A 15,766-nucleotide genomic window follows, 5' to 3' on the forward strand; every position below is an offset into this window, starting at 1 on the left:
GGTCGTGCCTATCGCGGGTCCACCCCCTGGTGCGGCCGCGGCGGGCCGCCGTGGTGGTCGGTGAAGCTCGAGCGCTCGCCGGTTTCCTTGGCGCGCTGGACGCGCATGCGCTGCCAGATCAGGAACAGGATCACGAGCGCGAAGGTCGTGAAAGCGAGCATGTAGATCAGGCCGGAATCGCCCATGGCCGTTGCCTCCTTGTCGCGCCCCGGGGGGCATAGAGTGACGGGCGCACGGGCGGCGGATGCCGTCGCACGCTTCAGATGAAACTCTTCGATCCCTGCATTCCGCGGCTGCGGCAAATCGTCGTGAGAAGAAAGAAAGAAATTATCCCGATTTCATCGGGTGGAATACGGTTCGATCGCCGGCAATCGATTGTCCGTCATCGAAGGACCTGGATGCGAGAAGGCCCCGGCTCCTCTCGGAACCGGGGCCTTCCTCGGGCGACGATCGGACGATGCGGCCTCACGGCGCTTTCGGCATCGGCCCACCGGCGAGCTCGGGATAGTCCTTGAGCATCTGGGCGCCGTTGAGGGGCTTCGCCAGGCCCTGGTGGCAGGTGGTGCAGTTGGCCTTGGGCGGGTCGCCCTCGGGCCCGAGGCGGGCCTCGGGCAGCACCGGGGTCAGGGGCTCGATGAAATTGCCGTTGATGTCGCGCACCATCCGGATGCCGTGCCAGGCGGTGACGCGCTTCGGGGTGCTTTCCTCCCAGGAGGAGAAGGCGCGGCTGTTGTGGCAGTAGGTGCAGTTGACCCCTAAGCCCTCCGCCATGTGGATCATCAGGGCGTAGGTCTTCTCCGTGGTCTGGAGCGACTTCGACGGGCTGGTCGGCAGGGCCGTCCTCGCGGCGACCCGCACGGCGTTCTGGTCGATGTCCTTGTTGCCGAGCAGGTCCTTGTAGGGGTCGTAGTTGAGCGAGGTCAGGCCGGCCTCGGGCGCGGGATGGTTCTGGCCGCCGTCGCGCGCCGCGAAGCCGAGGGCGTGGGGCGGTCCGGGATTGTCGTGCCAGACCGCCTTCGGCACCGGGTTGCCGCGGTGGCAGGTGTAGCAGGTCACGCCGGTCTGCCCGACGTGGTTCTGCCAGTCGGCGTTGATGTGCCGGACCATCCGGAGCATCGAGCGCGCCACGGTCTTCGCGTAGACGCTGTCGTCGGCCATGTTCTCGACGTTGTGGCAGTAGGCGCAGCCCTGCTCGGGCGCCACCCACTCGGTGATCGAGGCCATCACGCGGTTGAACTGGTCGGTCGAGAGGTCCGTCAGCACCTTCACGTTCTGGTAGGCCTGGGTCGCGGGCTCGCCGCCGGGCGGGACCGGGTCCTGGGGCGCCGGCGCGGCGTTCTCCTCGAGCTTGACCGCCAGCGTGCGGGGATTCTGCACCTGCACCATGCCGGTGCCGCGGAATCCCGTCTGCTCGGAGCGGACCGGGGGCCGGGTCCAGCCCGCGGTGCCGAACATCGCGCCGGTGAGCAGCACCGCCACCACGACGCCGAGGATTTGGAGCGCGAGCTTCATGGCGTGCCTCCCGGATTCGCGAGCGGATCCACCACCGGGCCGTAGATCTGCGGGTAGTGCGGCGCGACGCCGTGCTTGACCGCCCAGAGGTACCAGTTGTCGACGACCGTGCCGGTGAGCAGGATGCCGATGCCGCCGGTCAGCGTCGTCAGGAAGGCGAACCACCACAGCCAGCGGTGGACCGATTCCATCGTGGCGTTGAAGCCCATGGTCCAGCGCCAGAACAGGGCGGCGCGCTCGGTCGCGGTGCCGCGATCGACGATCTGCTCGATCTCGCGCTCGCCGCCGTAGCGGCTCACCGCCAGGATGGTCGCGCCGTGCATGGCGAACAGCATCGTCGACCCGTACAGGAAGACGATCGAGAGCATGTGGAACGGGTTGTAGAACAGGTTGCCGTAGCGCAGCGAGAACGCGGCGGTCCAGTCGAGATGCGGGAAGATCCCGAACGGCACCGCCTCGCTCCAGCTCCCCATCAGGATCGGCCGGATGAAGCCGAGCACGAGATAGAGCCAGATCGCCGAGGCGAACGCCCAGGGGACGTGGTAGCCCATCCCCAGCGCCCGGGCGCGCCGGAAGAGCCGGACCCACCACAGCAGGATCGAGGCGGTGAGGAAGAAGCCGGCGAGCAGCCACCAGCCGCCTTCGGCCAGCGGCGGCAGGATCTTGAGCCCGTATTCCGGTCGGGGCGGCTCGAGGGCGAGCCAGGGCAGCTGGCGGACGAACTGGACCGGATCCCAGTTCACCGAGGCCCACATGTTGAGCCCGATGATCTCGAAGGCGATGACCCCGCTCGCGATCGACAGCGTGCCGAGGGTGCCGAGGTAGATCGGGCCGATCTGGGCGTTGCCGACGAGGCCGGCGAGGTAGTTGAAGCCGCCCTTGCCGACGCGGTTCTCGATCTCCGGGATCTCGACGCCGGCCTCCGGGTGGAGCGGGTGGACTTGGATCTGGGTGTAGATGTTCTGGTAATACCCCATGACGGCGGATGCCTTCTGACGGTGTTGGGGCGAACGCGGCGGGACACGCGGGCGGGGCTCAGCGCCAGATCGGCAGGCTCAGCCACCAGCCCCACCATTCGGGCCAGCCGCGGGTCCAGAACGGGCCGCTGATGACGATGCAGACCGCGCTCCAGAACCCGGCCGAGAGGGCGAGGAACAGGCCGAGGCGATGGATGCCGATCGTGCCGATCGAGTAGCCGATCGTGTCGCGAAAGAAGGTGTCCTCGTGCTCGGGGGTCTTGACCACCTCGCCCTTCGGCGGATTGGTCGAGGACAGGATCAGCGAGCCGTGCAGCGACAGCGCGAAGGTCGTCGTGAAGAAGAACGTCACGCCGAGCATGTGCGCCGGGTTGTAGTGGAAATGGAGATACTGGTAGCCGACGTTCGACACCCAATCGAGATGGCTGAGGATCCCGTATGGAAAGCCGTGACCCCAGGCGCCCATGAGCAACGGGCGCACCACCACCAGGGTGACGTAGGCGAAGATCGCCACCGAGAAGGCGAAGGGCACGTGGTAGCCCATGCCGAGCTTGCGGCAGATCTCGACCTCGCGCAGGGCCCAGGACCCGAAGGAGCCGATGGCGCAGAAGGTGATGATCTGCCAGAGGCCGCCCTCGCGCAGCGGCGCCAGCGCCAGGCCGTAGGAGAGGTCGGGCGGCGCGATGTTGATCTGCCAGACGTTCCAGGTCGGCCCGAGCGCCGCGCCCCAGAGGATCAGGCCTGTGCCGAGCAGGGTGAAGAACAGGCCCGTCACCCCGAAGAAGCCGACGTAGAACGGCCCGACCCAGAAATCGAACAGGTCGCCGCCGAGCAGCGTGCCGCCGCGGACCCGGTATTTGCGCTCGAAGTTCAGCATGGCCATGGCGCGGCCCTCCCCGTCCGCGAAAGCGTGGTGGCCGCGGGCGGGGCCGTGACGGCCCGTCCGCGGTGCGGAGGCACTCCGGGGAGCACCCGGGTCCGCCGGCCGGTCAGGTCGGCAGGATGTGGATCTGGGCGATCTCCGCCTTCTTCACCGCCGGGCCCTCCAGCCAGTTGAACCGGTTGGTGCTGAGCAGGATGAAGTGGATCAGGATCGCCAGCACGAACAGGAAGGTGGCCAGGGCCACCAGCGTGCGCCGCGGGTCGAACAGAAGCCAGACCTTGTGCATGTTGTTCATTCCTTCCTCACGAGATGAAGGGCATGATGCTGGTGGCGGCGACCTTCACGCTGCTCTCCAGCGCGGAATAGCCGTTCGGTCCGGGCAGCCACGGCCGCCAGAGCCAGACGAGGAAGTGCGCGACGACCGCGATCGCCGTGAAGATGATGAAGCTGGTAACGAAGATCCCGTGGAACTCCTTCGCCTCCTCTTCGGTGAGTCCTGACAGTACGCTGGGTTTGTCCATGCCGTTGGCCATTGCCGAACCTCCGGATGCGGATCCGCGCGGGGGCTCCCGCGCGGCTTTGCCCGGCCGTGACGGACGGGCGGTCTCTCCGCCGCCCATGCCGGCAGCGGAAACTCGGCCCCGGGAGGCGCGGGCCCGAAGGCTCCGGGCCTTCGGGGGGCCTGAACTCGGGAGGCCTCACCCCATGAAGGCGAAGGGGATCGCCGAGAGCGCCATCGCCCGCGCCTCGCCGAAGACGGAGCGGCGGGGCCCGTCGGCCGGCCCGCCGGGGCGCAGGCGCTGCAGCAGGGCGGCGACCAGGAAGATCGGGTAGGTCACCGTCAGGAAGGCCCGGAACTGGACCGCTTCCGAACGGGACCGCGACACCGTGACGAACGAACGGGACATGGTTCCGGCTCTCATGATCTCGGATCTCCTCCCTGGCCCGCGGGATTCGCGAGGCGTCTCGATGGCCGACGCGGCGGGGGCCGCGCCGGAAAGGGCACGGCCGTCAGGCCGCCGCGAGGGCGATGCGGGCGCGCTCGACGAAAGCGCCGGTCACGCTGTCGGAGCCGGCTCGCGTCGCCTCGCGCTCGGCGGCGTCGCGAAGGCGCTTGGCGAAGGAGATCCGCACCAGGACCGGGCTCTCGGCCACCGAGGCGTCGAGGTGCCGGCGGGCCTCGTCGTCCCAGGGAAGGGCCCGGAGGGCGCGGGCGGGCGTGGCCTCGACGGCGTCCATGTCCCGCGACAGCGGCAGGATGTGGAAGAGCGCGTCGAAGAGCGCGTTGCAGACCTCCTGCACCAGGTAGGTCGCGCCCGAGTAGCCCATGAACGGCGTGCCGGTGTGGCGCCTGACCACGGCGCCGGGGAACGAGGCCGGGATGAACATCGCCCTGCCCCCGCTCTCGGCGAGGTAGAGGCGCTCGTTGTAGGAGCCGAACAGCACCAGCGGCGGCGTCTCGCGGATGGCCTTTCGGACCGCCGCGTTGTCGGGCTTGGCGCCGGCCTTTCGCGAAAAGCTGAACCGGCACGGCAATCCCATCTCGTCCTCGAGGAAGTGGCGCAGGCCGCGGGCATAGGTGTCGGTCGCCACCACGCCGAAGCTCGCCGAGGCGAAGAAGTCCTGCGTCACCGAGCGCCACAGGTCCCACAGGGGCTTCAAGGTCGTGTGCTTCTCGCGCTCGATGAACGGCTCGGGATCGACATCCAGGATCTCGCCGAGCGCGCGCAGGAACTTGGTGGTGCTGTGCACGCCGATCGGCGCCTGGAGGTAGGGCCGGTCGAGGGCCTCGCAGAGCAGCCGCCCGAACTCGCGGTAGAGGCAGATATTGGCGTCGGCCTCGACGAGGCGGGGGATGTCGGCGAGATGCGTGCCGAGGGGGAAGACGAGGTTCACCTCGGCGCCGATGCCCTCGACGAGGCGCCGGATCTCGGCGAGGTCGGAGGGCATGTTGAAGGTGCCGTAGGCCGGGCCGATCAGGTTGACCCGCGGCTTCACCCCCGGTGCCCGCTCCGGCCGCGGCGGGATCACCCCCTTCTTCGCGGCTTTCTTGGCCCCGTACTCGGCCCAGAGCCAGGACAGGGCCCGGTCGGCGGCCTGCCACTGGTCCTCGTCGATGGTGCGGGGCAGGAAACGCTGGAGGTTGGTGCCCTCCGGCGTCACGCCGCCGCCGATCATCTCGGCGATCGAGCCGGTGACGACGACGCTCGGCTGCGCCGGATCGAGCGTCGCGTGGGCGCGGCGCATCGCGCCCTCGGTGCCGTGGCGGCCGAGTTCCTCCTCGGCCAGCCCCGTGACGACGATCGGCAATTCGTGCGGAGGCAGCGCGTCGGTGTAGTGCAGCACCGAGGTCACCGGCAGGTTCTCGCAGCCCACCGGGCCGTCGATGACCACCTGCAGGCCCTTCACCGCGGTGAAGACGTAGACGGCGCCCCAGTAGCCGCCGGCGCGGTCGTGATCGAGGACGAGCATCAGGCCATCTCCCCGACCGGCTTCTCGGGCGCGGCACGCTTCACCGCCGCGCGCTTCTTCGGCACGTCCTCCCAGATCCCGGCGGCGTGCCCGGTGCCGACACCGGCGAAGAACGAGCGCATCGCGTCGAACCGCTCGGCCTGCCCCATCGCGCCGTTGATCACTTGCGCGAGCGAGCCGGCGCCTGCGACGCCCATCAGCGGGCGGGCCGAGATCAGGTTGGTGAAGTAGAGGGCGGGGATCGCCCGCTCCTTGGCCTTCTGCACCACCGGCGTCGTGCCGATGGCGAGATCGGGCCCGAATTCCTCGACGGCCTGCAGGTCCTGCTCCAGGGAGGCGCGGAACTGCACCCGGCAGCCCTTCGCCTCGAGCCAGTCGCGGTCGGCCTCGGAATGCCTGGTGCGCGGGCAGGCGGTGCCGACATACGGCACCTCGGCGCCGCTCTCGATGAGGAGGCGGGCCACCAGCAGTTCCGAACCCTCGTAGCCGGTGAGCGTGATCCGGCCGCGGATCGGGTTGGCGGCAAGCGCGCCGCGGATCGCCGGCAGGAACCGGTTCTTGGCCGCCGCGACCATCGCGGGCGCGACCCCGCAGGCCTCCCCCACCGCGTCGAGCCAGGCGGCGGTGCCGTCATGCCCGACCGGGGCGGAGGCGATCGCCGGGCGGCCCGCCGCCTCGAATTCTCGCAGGGAGGCGGTGTAGAACGGGTGGATCGCCGCTACCGCTGTGCAGTCGAGCGCGGCGTACAATTCGCGCCATTCCCGCGTCGGCACGACCGGGCCGGCGGCAAGTCCGAGCGGATCGAGGAGCGCGCCGATCTGCATCGGATCGGCCGGGAACATCTCGCCGAGGAGCGCAATCGTCGGGCGCCCGTCCCGGGGCTGGCGCGGCGCCGCGACGGGGCCGTGCTCGGCTTCCGCCCGCGCGACCTTCAGCATCGCGCCGGCGAGCACGTCCTTGGCCTCGGCATGCGTCGGTACGCCGAAGCCCGGAACGTCGATCCCGATGATCCGCACCCCGTCGATCTCCCGCGGCAGGAGCCGCAGCGGCACGCCGGAGGCGGTGGGAACGCAGAGGTTGATGACGACGACCGCGTCGTGGAGCGCCGGGTCGGCGGTCTCGCGCACCGCGTCGCGGATATCCTCGAACAGCTTGCCGGTGACGAGCGTCTCGGAGTTGAACGGCACGTAGCCGACGGTCCGTCGCGCGCCGTAGAAATGCGAGGTGAAGGTGAGGCCATAGACGCAGCAGGCCGAGCCCGACAGGATCGTGGCGGTGCGGCGCATCCTCAGACCCACCCGCAGCGCCCCGAAGGCCGGGCACATGCTCTGCGGCTGGTCGTGCGGGCCGACCGGGTAGTCGCGCTTCAGGGCATCCAGGGTCTCGCCCATGCCGGCGGAGTCCGCCGCCCGGCGCATCGTCTCCTTGCCGGAATGGCAGCCGAGTCCGTCCTGGCGCGTCGCCTCCAGGTTGACCGGGGCATCGACGGGCTTTCGGGCGCGCAGCGCCTTGAGGTCGAGGGAGGCGCCCATGGTCACACCGCCTCGTAGACGACTTCGAGGGAGGGCTTTCGCTCGACGGCCCGGCCGCGCATGTCGGCGTCGCTCGCCGGATCGAGCACCACGCCGCGCCCGACCGCCTCGCCCTTGAACAGGCCCAGCAGCTGGTCCTGGCTGAGCGGCGTCGGCCGGTGCGGCAGGGCGGTGCCGATATTGTCGGCGAGTTCGGCGAAGAGCGGACCCCAGCGCCCGTCCGGCCGGCCGATGATCTCGTAATTCGCGCTCTTCTTGCGGATGTCGTCGTCGGCGGGGATCGAGGCGAGGATCGGGATGCCGGCCGCTTCCGCGAAGGCCTGCGCCTCGCCGGTGCCGTCGTCCTTGTTGATGACGAGGCCGCCGACGCCGACATTGCCGCCGAGCTTGCGGAAATACTCCACCGCCGAGCAGACGTTGTTGGCGACGTAGAGCGATTGCAGGTCGTTCGAGCCGACGACGATGACCTTCTGGCACATGTCGCGGGCGATCGGCAGGCCGAAGCCGCCGCAGACCACGTCGCCCAGGAAGTCGAGCAGGACGTAGTCGAAGCCCCATTCGTGGAAGCCGAGCTTTTCCAGAAGCTCGAAGCCGTGGATGATGCCGCGCCCGCCGCAGCCGCGGCCGACCTCCGGCCCGCCGAGCTCCATCGCGAACACGCCGTCGCGCTTGAAGCAGACGTCGCCGATCTCGACCGATTCGCCGGCGAGCTTGCGCCGGGTCGAGGTCTCGATGATCGTCGGGCAGGCCCGGCCGCCGAAGAGCAGCGAGGTCGTGTCGCTCTTCGGGTCGCAGCCGATCAGCAGCACCCGCTTGCCCTGCTGGGCCAGCATGTAGGACAGGTTGGCGAGCGTGAAGCTCTTGCCGATGCCGCCCTTGCCGTAGATGGCGATGATCTGCGTCTCGCGGGTCGCGGTGGTGGGCACCGGGTCCGGCGGGATCGCGGCCTCGGCGCGCAGGATCGAGGCCTGGAGGGCGGCGCCGGTCAGCGAAGCGTTCATGGCTGGGCTCTCCAATCGAGGACCATCTTGAGGCAGGCGGGGTCGCCGAAGGCGACGGGGTAGGCCTGTGCCGCCTCCCGGGCCGGGCGGCGATGGGTGACGAGGCCGTCGAGGGACAGCGTCCCGGCGCCGGCGAGCGCCGCCACCGCGTCGAGGTCGCCGGGCTGCCACTGCGCGGCGACGCGGATGCGCGCCTCGCGCAGGAAGGCCGGCGGAAAGGCGAAGGCGAGCGGCGCCTCGTAGAAGCCGGCGAGCACCACCTCGCCGCCGGGCGCGAGCCGGGCGATCAGGGTGTCGAGGAGGCCGGCATCGCCGCTGGCGTCGATGATGCGGGCGTAGGCCGTCTCGTCCTGGGCCGGGTCGATGACCGCGTAGCCGTCGGCGCCGGCGCGGCGGGCGGGATCGCGCTCCCACACCACCGGGTCGTGGCCCGAGGCCCGCAGGAGGCGGGCGAGGAGCCGGCCGAGCACGCCGTGCCCGACGACGAGCTGGCGGCCTTCGCCTTCGCTGCCGTCGAGGGCGTGGCGGGCGGTGGCGGCAAGCGCCAGCAGGATGCCGCGCTCGCCCAGGGACTCGGGGACCGGCCGCAGCCGGTGGCCGGCGGAGACGAGGTGCGAGGCCGCGCCACCGAACAGCCCGCGGACCGGCCCGAAGCAGCGCGCGCCCGGCACGAACACCGTCTCGCCGACGCGGCGGCCGGACTGGGGGCCGGCATCGACCACGACGCCGACGGATTCGTAGCCCGGCACCAGCGGGTAGCCCATGCCGGGGAAGTCCGGCATCCGCCCGGACCAGAGCAGGCGCTCGGTGCCGGTGCTGATGCCGCTCCAGGCGACCGCCACGGTGGCGTCCGCGGGGCCGGGTGCGTCGAGAGCGAGGTCGGCGAGGCCGAGCCGTTCGGGACGGTCGAGGATCACGGCCTGCGCGTGCATGCGGTTCGGCCCCCGCCTGTGCGGTGACGCCGCTCGAAGCGGCAAATGTCATCTTATTTGGACGAATGCGTGCGTCAAGTTTACTTTACATTTTTACGCCGGAGACCTCCGATCACGGCGCCGCGGCGACGAGCAGGCGCACCAGCAGCGGCCGGCGGGTGCGGTGCTCGCGCACCCGGGCAAAGCCCGCCTCGCGGAGCATGGCGCCGAGCTCGTCGGCGGTACGGGGCCGGCCGCTGCCCATGGCGAGGAGGTAGAACCCGAAATAGGCGTCGCCGATCGGCTCAGCGCCCGGGGTCCCGGCCATCGGCTCGGCGACGAGGAGCCGGCCGCCGGGCGGCAGGGCGGCGCGCGCGCTGCGCATCAGGGCGAGCGCCGGCGCATCGTCGTGATCGTGGACCACGCGCACCAGCGAGGCGACGTCCGCCCCGCGCGGCAGCCCGTCGTGGAAGGAGCCGCCGACGGTCGCGGCGCGGGTCGACAGACCTTCCTGATCGAAACGACGCCCGGCCCGGGCCGCCACCGGCGGCAGGTCGAACAGGGTGACGCGCAGGCGCGGGTTCGCCCTCGCCGCCTCGACCGCGAAGGCGCCCTCCCCGCCGCCGATCTCGAGGAGATGGGCGTGGCGGCCAAGCGGATAGGCATCGAGGATGTCGCGGGCGACGAGGGCCTGCGAGGCGCCCATCAGCGCGCCGTAGGGCGCCACCACGGCGTCCCCGACCTGCGTCGGGTCGTCGGCGCCCGCATAGGCCCAGTAGCCGGAGAGCCGCGTCGGTCCGCCGGTGCCGCGCAGGAGCGCCACGGGGTCGCGCAGGTCGTCGTACAGGAGGGCGTGGTGGGCCACCATCGCGGCGACCGAGGGGTTGCCGAGCAAAGCCGCCCCGAGGTCGCCGAGCGCGAAGCGGCCGTCGCGCAAGCGTGTCAGGAGCCCCAGGGATGCGGCGGCCCGCAGGAGGCACACGGCCCGGTCCGGCGGTAGGTCGAGGCGGCGCGCGAGGTCGTCCGGCGTCATCGGCCCGTCGGCGAGGATGCCGAACAGGTCGAGGCGAAGACACGCCGTCAGCACCTGGGCGTAGACGAAGCCGGCGCAGAGATCGAACAGGGCCCGCGCGTTGCGGCGAGCCACCGGCCGCGTCGGCGGGAAGGCGGCGGCGAAGCGCTGGAAGGCGGGACTGGCGATCAGGCGATGGCGCCAGGCGAGGAGGCGGTCGCGCCAGGGGGCCGGAGCGGGCGGGGTCGCCGGAAGGACGTGCGGTTCGGACCTCACGACCCTCCCCCCTCTGCACGGAAGGGCGGCCTGCGGAGCAGGCCGGGAGAAGGGGAACACGCCTGCGGACGAGGCAGGACCGCTCCGAGGAGGGCCGTCCGGGTCGGCATCGCGCCGCCCCTCTCCCAACCGGCCACCCTCCCCCGCGGAGGGGGGAGGGTTCGGGCCCGCAGCCCGTCTTCCGCGCGAGCCGTGCGGGCCATCCCCTACACCACCAGGCTCTGCGCCAGCCGCTCCGGCAGGAACCGCCGCGTCTGGGCCAGGATCTCCTCCCGCAACGCCGCGACCCCGGGGCAGTCGGGGATCACCTCCATGGCCTCGTGGGCGAGGTCGGAGAGGCGGCGCAGGGCCCCGTCCATGCCCAGCAGGGCCGCGGCGTTGGGCCGCCCGAGGGTGACGTCGCGCCCGACCGGCTTGCCGATCTCCTCCTGGCGGCAGGCGACGTCGCGCAGGTCGTCGGCGACCTGGTAGGCCTCGCCGAGATATTCGCCGAGCAGCCGCCAGCCCATCGGCTCGGCCCCGGCCGAGGCGGCGCCGGTGACGGTGGCGGCGGCAAAGAGCGCCCCGGTCTTCGCCTGCTGGTAGGCCGAGAGCCCGACCTGCGGCTCGGATTCCCAGGCCTGGCCGGCGACGATACCGGCGGGCGAGCCGACGGCGCGCGCCACCAGCCCGACGAGGGCGGGCAGGCGCGCGGGGCGCCGCGCGGCACCGCGGGCGAGGGTCTCGAAGGCGAGCACGATCAGCGCGTCGCCCGTCAGGAGCGCCACCGGCTCGCCGTAGGCGACGTGGACCGCCGGCTTGCGTCGGCGTTCCGCCGCGTCGTCGAAGCAGGGCAGGTCGTCGTGGACCAGCGAGGCGCAGTGCAAGAGCTCGATCGCGGCCGCCGCGGCGTCCGCCGTCGCCGGGTCGTCGTCGCCGCAGGCCCGCGCCACCGCGAGGCACAGCCGCGGCCGGATGCGGTGGCCGCCCGGAAAGACCGCGTAGCGGATCGCCTCCGCCAGGCGCGGCGGCGCGCCGGGCGCCTCCGCGTAGGACACGGCCACGTCCAGGGCCTGCTCGATGCGCCGACCGTCGTCCATCCGATCCTCCTTGGCGTGCTCCCTCGACCGTGCGTCCCGGGCGCTCGTCCCGGGGCTTCGCGTCGAGGCGTCATTTTGTTTGAACATTTCAAACTGTCAATTTAGATTGACACCATCGGGGGAGGATCGACGCCGTGCCGGACGAACGGGTGGTGGTGATCGGCGCGGGGATCGGCGGCCTCGTCGCCGCCCTGAAGCTCGCCGCCGCCGGGCTTCCCGTGACGCTGGTCGAGAAGGAGGCCCGTCCCGGCGGCAAGATGCGCCGGGTCGCGGCCGGGCCGGTGACGGTCGAGGCCGGTCCGACCGTCTTCACGATGCGGTGGGTCTTCGAGGAGATCTTTTCGGAGTGCGGCGCGGACCTCGCCGCGCGGGTGGCCCTGCGCCCGGCCGACATCCTCGCCCGCCACGCCTGGGGCGCGGGCGCGCATCTCGACCTCTTCGCCGACCCGGAGCGGTCCGCCCGGGCCATCGCGGATTTCGCCGGCCCGCGGGAGGCCGAGGGGTTCCGCCGCTTCCGCGATCAAGCGGGGGCGATCTACCGCGCCCTCGAGGGGCCGTTCATCCGCGGCGAGCGCCCCACTCCCCTCGACCTCGTGCGGCGGGCCGGGCCGCGGGGCCTCGGCGGGCTGATGCGGATCCAGCCCTTCACCACCCTGTGGGCGGCGCTCGGCGAGCATTTTCGCGATCCGCGCCTGCGCCAGCTCTTCGGCCGCTACGCCACCTATTGCGGCTCCTCGCCGTTCTCGGCCCCGGCGACCCTGATGCTCGTGGCGCATGTCGAGATGGCCGGGGTCTGGACCGCCGCCGGCGGCCTGTCGCGGCTGGCCGGCGCCGTGGCGGACCTCGCCGCCGAGCACGGCGCGGATCTGCGCTACGGCACCGGCGTCGAGCGGATCCTGGTCGAGCACGGGCGCGTCGCCGGCGTCGTCCTCGCCACCGGCGAGCGGCTGCCCGCGACCCACGTGGTGGCGAATGGCGACGCCGCGGCCCTGGCCGAGGGGCTGTTCGGGCCGGAGGTTGCCCGGGCGGTCGACCCGGTGCCGGAGCGCGAGCGCTCGCTCTCGGCGGTGACCTTCGCGGTGGCGGGGCGGCCCGCGGGCTTTCCCCTCACGCGCCACAACGTCTTCTTCTCGGGCGATTACGCCGCCGAGTTCGCCGACCTCACCGACCACGCCCGCCTGCCGCGGGACCCGACCGTCTACGTCTGCGCGCAGGAGCGCGAGGACGACGGCGCGCCGCCCGGAGCGCCGGAAGCCCTGCTCTGCCTCGTCAACGCGCCCGCCCGCGGCGCCGCCCTGTCGCCCCAGGAGATCGCCCGATGCCACGACACGATGAGCCGGCGGCTCTCCGCCTGCGGCCTGACGATCGGCGAGACGGCGCGGACCACCACGACGCCGGCGGATTTCGCCCATCTGTTCCCGGCGACGGGCGGGGCGCTCTACGGCCGGGCCTCGCACGGCTGGATGGCGTCCTTCCGCCGCCCGGGCGCGCGCACGAAGGTGCCGGGGCTGTACCTGGCGGGGGGCAGCGTCCATCCGGGGCCGGGCGTACCGATGGCGGCGCAATCGGGCCGGCTGGCGGCCGCGAGCGTGCTGCAGGACCTCGCTTCGACCGCCCGGTCGCGCCGGGCGGCTATGCCTGGTGGTACGTCGATGCGGTGAGCGACGACGGGCAGCACGGCCTGACCGTGATCGCCTTCCTCGGCAGCGTGTTCTCGCCCTACTACGCCTGGAGCGGGCGCGGCGACCCGATCAACCATTCGGCGATGAACGTGGTGCTGTACGGTCGCCCCAAGGCCTGGGCGATGACCGAGCGCAGCCGGCGCCACGTCGACCGGACCGCGACCTCGCTCGCCATCGGTCCGAGTTCCCTCGACTGGGACGGCACCACCCTGACGATCCGGATCGACGAGGTGACGACACCCCTGCCCTCGCGGCTCTCCGGCACGATCCGGGTCCGGCCCGGCGGGTTCACGCCCGCCCCCTTCACCCTCGATGCGGACGGGCGCCACCGCTGGTGGCCGCTCGCGCCCTCCTCGCGGGTCGAGGTGGCGTTCGACCGGCCCGGCTTGCGCTGGAGCGGCCACGCCTATTTCGACACCAACGACGGCGACGTGCCGCTGGAGGCCTCGTTCAGGAGCTGGACCTGGTCGCGCGCGACGCTCCGGCACGGCGCGGCGATCCTGTACGACGTCGCGCGGCGCGACGGCAGCCGCCAGGAGCTGTCGCTGCGCTTCGATCCCGACGGCACCCCGCGCCCGATCGAGCCGCCGGTGCCGGCCGCGCTGCCGCGCACGCTCTGGCGCCTGGAGCGGGCCACCCGAAGCGACGACGGACAGGCGAGCGTGCTGCGTCGGTTCGAGGACGCGCCGTTCTACTCGCGCTCCCTGCTCTCGGCGCGGATCTGCGGCGAGGCGGTGGAGCCGGTGCACGAATCGCTCGACCTCGACCGTCTCACCCATCCGCTCGTGCGATTCATGCTGCCCTTCCGCATGCCCCGTCCCCACGGCTGAGGGCCCGCGCGTCCAGGGCCGAGCGCCGCCCCGCCCACCGTCCCCGGAGAACGCCATGGTGGAGACCGCGAAACTCGAGAAGGCCGAGAAGGAGGGCGGGTGGCTCACCCGGCTCTCCGCCTTCGTCTTCCTGCACACCGAGCACGCGATCTACGCCGCCCTCGGCGTGCTGCTGGCCCTCACCGCCGTGATGGCGCTGGTGGACGCCGCCGGCATGACCCTCAAGGCGGTGACCTCGATCGGCGCCGCCGCGCAACTCCTCGACGTGGTCGACCGGCTGCTGTTCCTGCTGATGCTGGTCGAGATCCTGCACACCGTCCGGGTGTCGATGCGCTCGGGCCGGCTGACCTGCGAGCCGTTCCTGATCGTCGGCCTGATCGCCTCGATCCGGCGCGTGCTGGTGCTGACGCTCCAGACCGCCGAGCAGATGCACGCCGCCGACTGGAGCCCGCAGAAGGAGGCGCTGTTTCGCGCCTCGATGATCGAGCTCGGCGTGCTGGCCGGGCTGATCCTGGTGATGGTGGTGTCGATCTTCCTGCTCCACCGCGCCCGGGACACCGGTGCGCCGGCGGGAGAGGAATAGTCGTGGGGACCGGCGTGCAACCCCCGCCGGCCGCACGGCATTGACGGGGTTGGATCTGGTGCAATCGAAGGAGGCGCGTGATGGGCTTGCTGTTCTTCCTGGTCTTCGTCTGTCCGTGGATCGTGGTGGCGATCGTCTCGAGCCGCGGCTCGCTGATGAAGGTGAAGCCCTTCTGAGCACGACGCGTCGCCGCCTCGGCGACGACACGACGCTTCGGGAGGAGCCGCGTCCCGCCGCTCCGCCCGAAGCCCAACCCCGGGTGACGGGACGCCCGCGCCCTCAGGCGAAGGGGCCGATCCGCCACCAGCGCCGGGCGCGCGCCCGCGCCTCGGCCGCATCCCGGGCGAGGCGGTGGACCAGCGGGTTGCAGGCCTCCTGGTCGGCCAGGAGCGGCGAGGCCGGCAGGCGCGAGAGGCCGTGCCGCGCCCGGTAGGCCGCGGCGTCGAACTCGTGACCGCTGTCGAGGTCCCGCCGGGCGCCGTGGCGCAGGAGATGCGCGAACGCATCCCGGTTGCGGCCGATCTCGGCGCCGTAGCGCGCGAGGTAGCCGGCGAGGTCGAACCGCGCGTTCGGCGCGTAACGCTGGCTGCGGCGGTGCTGCAGGTAGTGGTGCAGGGCCGGGGTGCCGCGGGGCAGCCCGTAGGTCGCCGCGTACCAGGCCGGATCGAAGTAGCAGATCGGGCGCAAGCCCTTGCGCTCGCCGACCTCGACGTAGTGCCGGACCGGGTTCACGCCGTCGCGCGCGCCGCCGAGATAGAGGTCGGCATACCAGCCGGGGTCGAAGTAGAGGTTCGGGCGCCGGCCCTCGCGGGCACCGAACCGGCAGAAATGCTCCAGCGGATCGGCGCCGTCCGCGACGACGTCGGGCGATTCGAGCAGGTAGTGATTGACGTCGAACAGGCCGGAGCGCTCGACGACCGCGTAGTCCCGCGCCGTCGTCACGGGCTGCCTGCCGGCGCCGGAAAACGCCCGTCCGGGGCGAGGCCGACCACCCGTAGCGGTGCCGGCCGCCGCGA

General features: G+C 72.0%; 17 protein-coding genes. 3 read left to right on the forward strand and 14 right to left on the reverse strand.

The features are described from left to right. Nucleotides 1-8 precede the first annotated feature (8 nt). The 13 genes from V3T34_RS26490 to V3T34_RS26550 form a co-directional block, all read right to left on the reverse strand. Nucleotides 9-185 carry a hypothetical protein gene (locus V3T34_RS26490; RefSeq protein ID WP_177202189.1) on the reverse strand — a complete coding sequence of 59 codons (177 nt, stop codon included), beginning with the start codon at nt 183-185 and terminating at the stop codon, nt 9-11. Between the two features lie 280 nt (nt 186-465). Beyond that, a complete protein-coding gene (pufC, locus tag V3T34_RS26495) occupies nt 466-1,512 on the reverse strand; it encodes a photosynthetic reaction center cytochrome PufC (protein WP_060850011.1) in 1,047 nt (348 codons plus the stop codon). Then, nucleotides 1,509-2,489, reverse strand: coding sequence for a photosynthetic reaction center subunit M (pufM, locus tag V3T34_RS26500; RefSeq protein ID WP_060850010.1), 981 nt, complete (start codon nt 2,487-2,489; stop codon nt 1,509-1,511). The genes pufC and pufM overlap by 4 nt, the downstream gene beginning before the upstream one ends. 58 nt (nt 2,490-2,547) lie before the next feature. Next, the gene (gene pufL / locus V3T34_RS26505; RefSeq protein WP_060850009.1) at nt 2,548-3,372 is read right to left on the reverse strand and encodes a photosynthetic reaction center subunit L; all 825 of its coding nucleotides are present in this window, start codon (nt 3,370-3,372) and stop codon (nt 2,548-2,550) included. 106 nt (nt 3,373-3,478) lie between these two features. Then, entirely contained in the window at nt 3,479-3,658 is a 180-nt protein-coding gene (gene pufA, locus V3T34_RS26510; RefSeq protein WP_060850850.1) for a light-harvesting antenna LH1, alpha subunit, read from the reverse strand. 16 nt (nt 3,659-3,674) lie between these two features. Continuing rightward, nucleotides 3,675-3,905, reverse strand: a complete 231-nt coding sequence (gene pufB / locus V3T34_RS26515; RefSeq protein WP_060850008.1) for a light-harvesting antenna LH1, beta subunit — start codon at nt 3,903-3,905, stop codon at nt 3,675-3,677. A gap of 165 nt (nt 3,906-4,070) precedes the next feature. Next, complete coding sequence (locus V3T34_RS26520) at nt 4,071-4,280, reverse strand: hypothetical protein (protein ID WP_091887757.1); 210 nt, start codon at nt 4,278-4,280, stop codon at nt 4,071-4,073. Between the two features lie 103 nt (nt 4,281-4,383). Then, on the reverse strand, nt 4,384-5,844 hold the full coding sequence (bchZ, locus tag V3T34_RS26525; RefSeq protein ID WP_305078559.1) for a chlorophyllide a reductase subunit Z: 1,461 nt from the start codon (nt 5,842-5,844) through the stop codon (nt 4,384-4,386). Beyond that, nucleotides 5,844-7,376, reverse strand: coding sequence for a chlorophyllide a reductase subunit Y (bchY, locus tag V3T34_RS26530; protein WP_305078560.1), 1,533 nt, complete (start codon nt 7,374-7,376; stop codon nt 5,844-5,846). Before bchY ends, bchZ begins: the two co-directional genes overlap by 1 nt. 2 nt (nt 7,377-7,378) lie before the next feature. Further along, nucleotides 7,379-8,377: a chlorophyllide a reductase iron protein subunit X gene (locus V3T34_RS26535; RefSeq protein WP_331369321.1), complete on the reverse strand. Its 999-nt coding sequence runs from the start codon at nt 8,375-8,377 to the stop codon at nt 7,379-7,381. Next, the gene (bchC, locus tag V3T34_RS26540; protein WP_305078562.1) at nt 8,374-9,309 is read right to left on the reverse strand and encodes a chlorophyll synthesis pathway protein BchC; all 936 of its coding nucleotides are present in this window, start codon (nt 9,307-9,309) and stop codon (nt 8,374-8,376) included. Before bchC ends, V3T34_RS26535 begins: the two co-directional genes overlap by 4 nt. 112 nt (nt 9,310-9,421) lie before the next feature. Next, nucleotides 9,422-10,576 (reverse strand): methyltransferase, encoded by a 1,155-nt coding sequence (locus V3T34_RS26545; protein WP_305078563.1) that lies wholly within the window; start codon nt 10,574-10,576, stop codon nt 9,422-9,424. A 206-nt stretch (nt 10,577-10,782) separates the two neighbouring features. Further along, nucleotides 10,783-11,655, reverse strand: a complete 873-nt coding sequence (locus V3T34_RS26550; RefSeq protein WP_091887767.1) for a polyprenyl synthetase family protein — start codon at nt 11,653-11,655, stop codon at nt 10,783-10,785. Between the two features lie 134 nt (nt 11,656-11,789). On the opposite strand from V3T34_RS26550, the gene crtD reads away from it, so the two are divergent. The 3 genes from crtD to V3T34_RS26565 are packed head-to-tail and all read left to right on the forward strand — an operon-like array spanning nt 11,790 to nt 14,750. After that, on the forward strand, nt 11,790-13,316 hold the full coding sequence (gene crtD / locus V3T34_RS26555) for a 1-hydroxycarotenoid 3,4-desaturase CrtD (RefSeq protein WP_305078564.1): 1,527 nt from the start codon (nt 11,790-11,792) through the stop codon (nt 13,314-13,316). Then, nucleotides 13,313-14,167 carry a carotenoid 1,2-hydratase gene (locus V3T34_RS26560; RefSeq protein ID WP_091887771.1) on the forward strand — a complete coding sequence of 285 codons (855 nt, stop codon included), beginning with the start codon at nt 13,313-13,315 and terminating at the stop codon, nt 14,165-14,167. Before crtD ends, V3T34_RS26560 begins: the two co-directional genes overlap by 4 nt. 55 nt (nt 14,168-14,222) lie before the next feature. Further along, nucleotides 14,223-14,750, forward strand: a complete 528-nt coding sequence (locus V3T34_RS26565; protein ID WP_060849998.1) for a phosphate-starvation-inducible PsiE family protein — start codon at nt 14,223-14,225, stop codon at nt 14,748-14,750. Between the two features lie 279 nt (nt 14,751-15,029). Here V3T34_RS26565 and V3T34_RS26570 read toward each other — a convergent pair whose 3' ends face one another. Continuing rightward, nucleotides 15,030-15,692, reverse strand: coding sequence for a hypothetical protein (locus tag V3T34_RS26570; RefSeq protein ID WP_091887773.1), 663 nt, complete (start codon nt 15,690-15,692; stop codon nt 15,030-15,032). Between the last annotated feature and the right edge of the window lie 74 nt (nt 15,693-15,766).

Origin of the sequence: Methylobacterium ajmalii (assembly GCF_036448855.1) — a bacterium.
Taxonomy (GTDB): domain Bacteria; phylum Pseudomonadota; class Alphaproteobacteria; order Rhizobiales; family Beijerinckiaceae; genus Methylobacterium; species Methylobacterium ajmalii.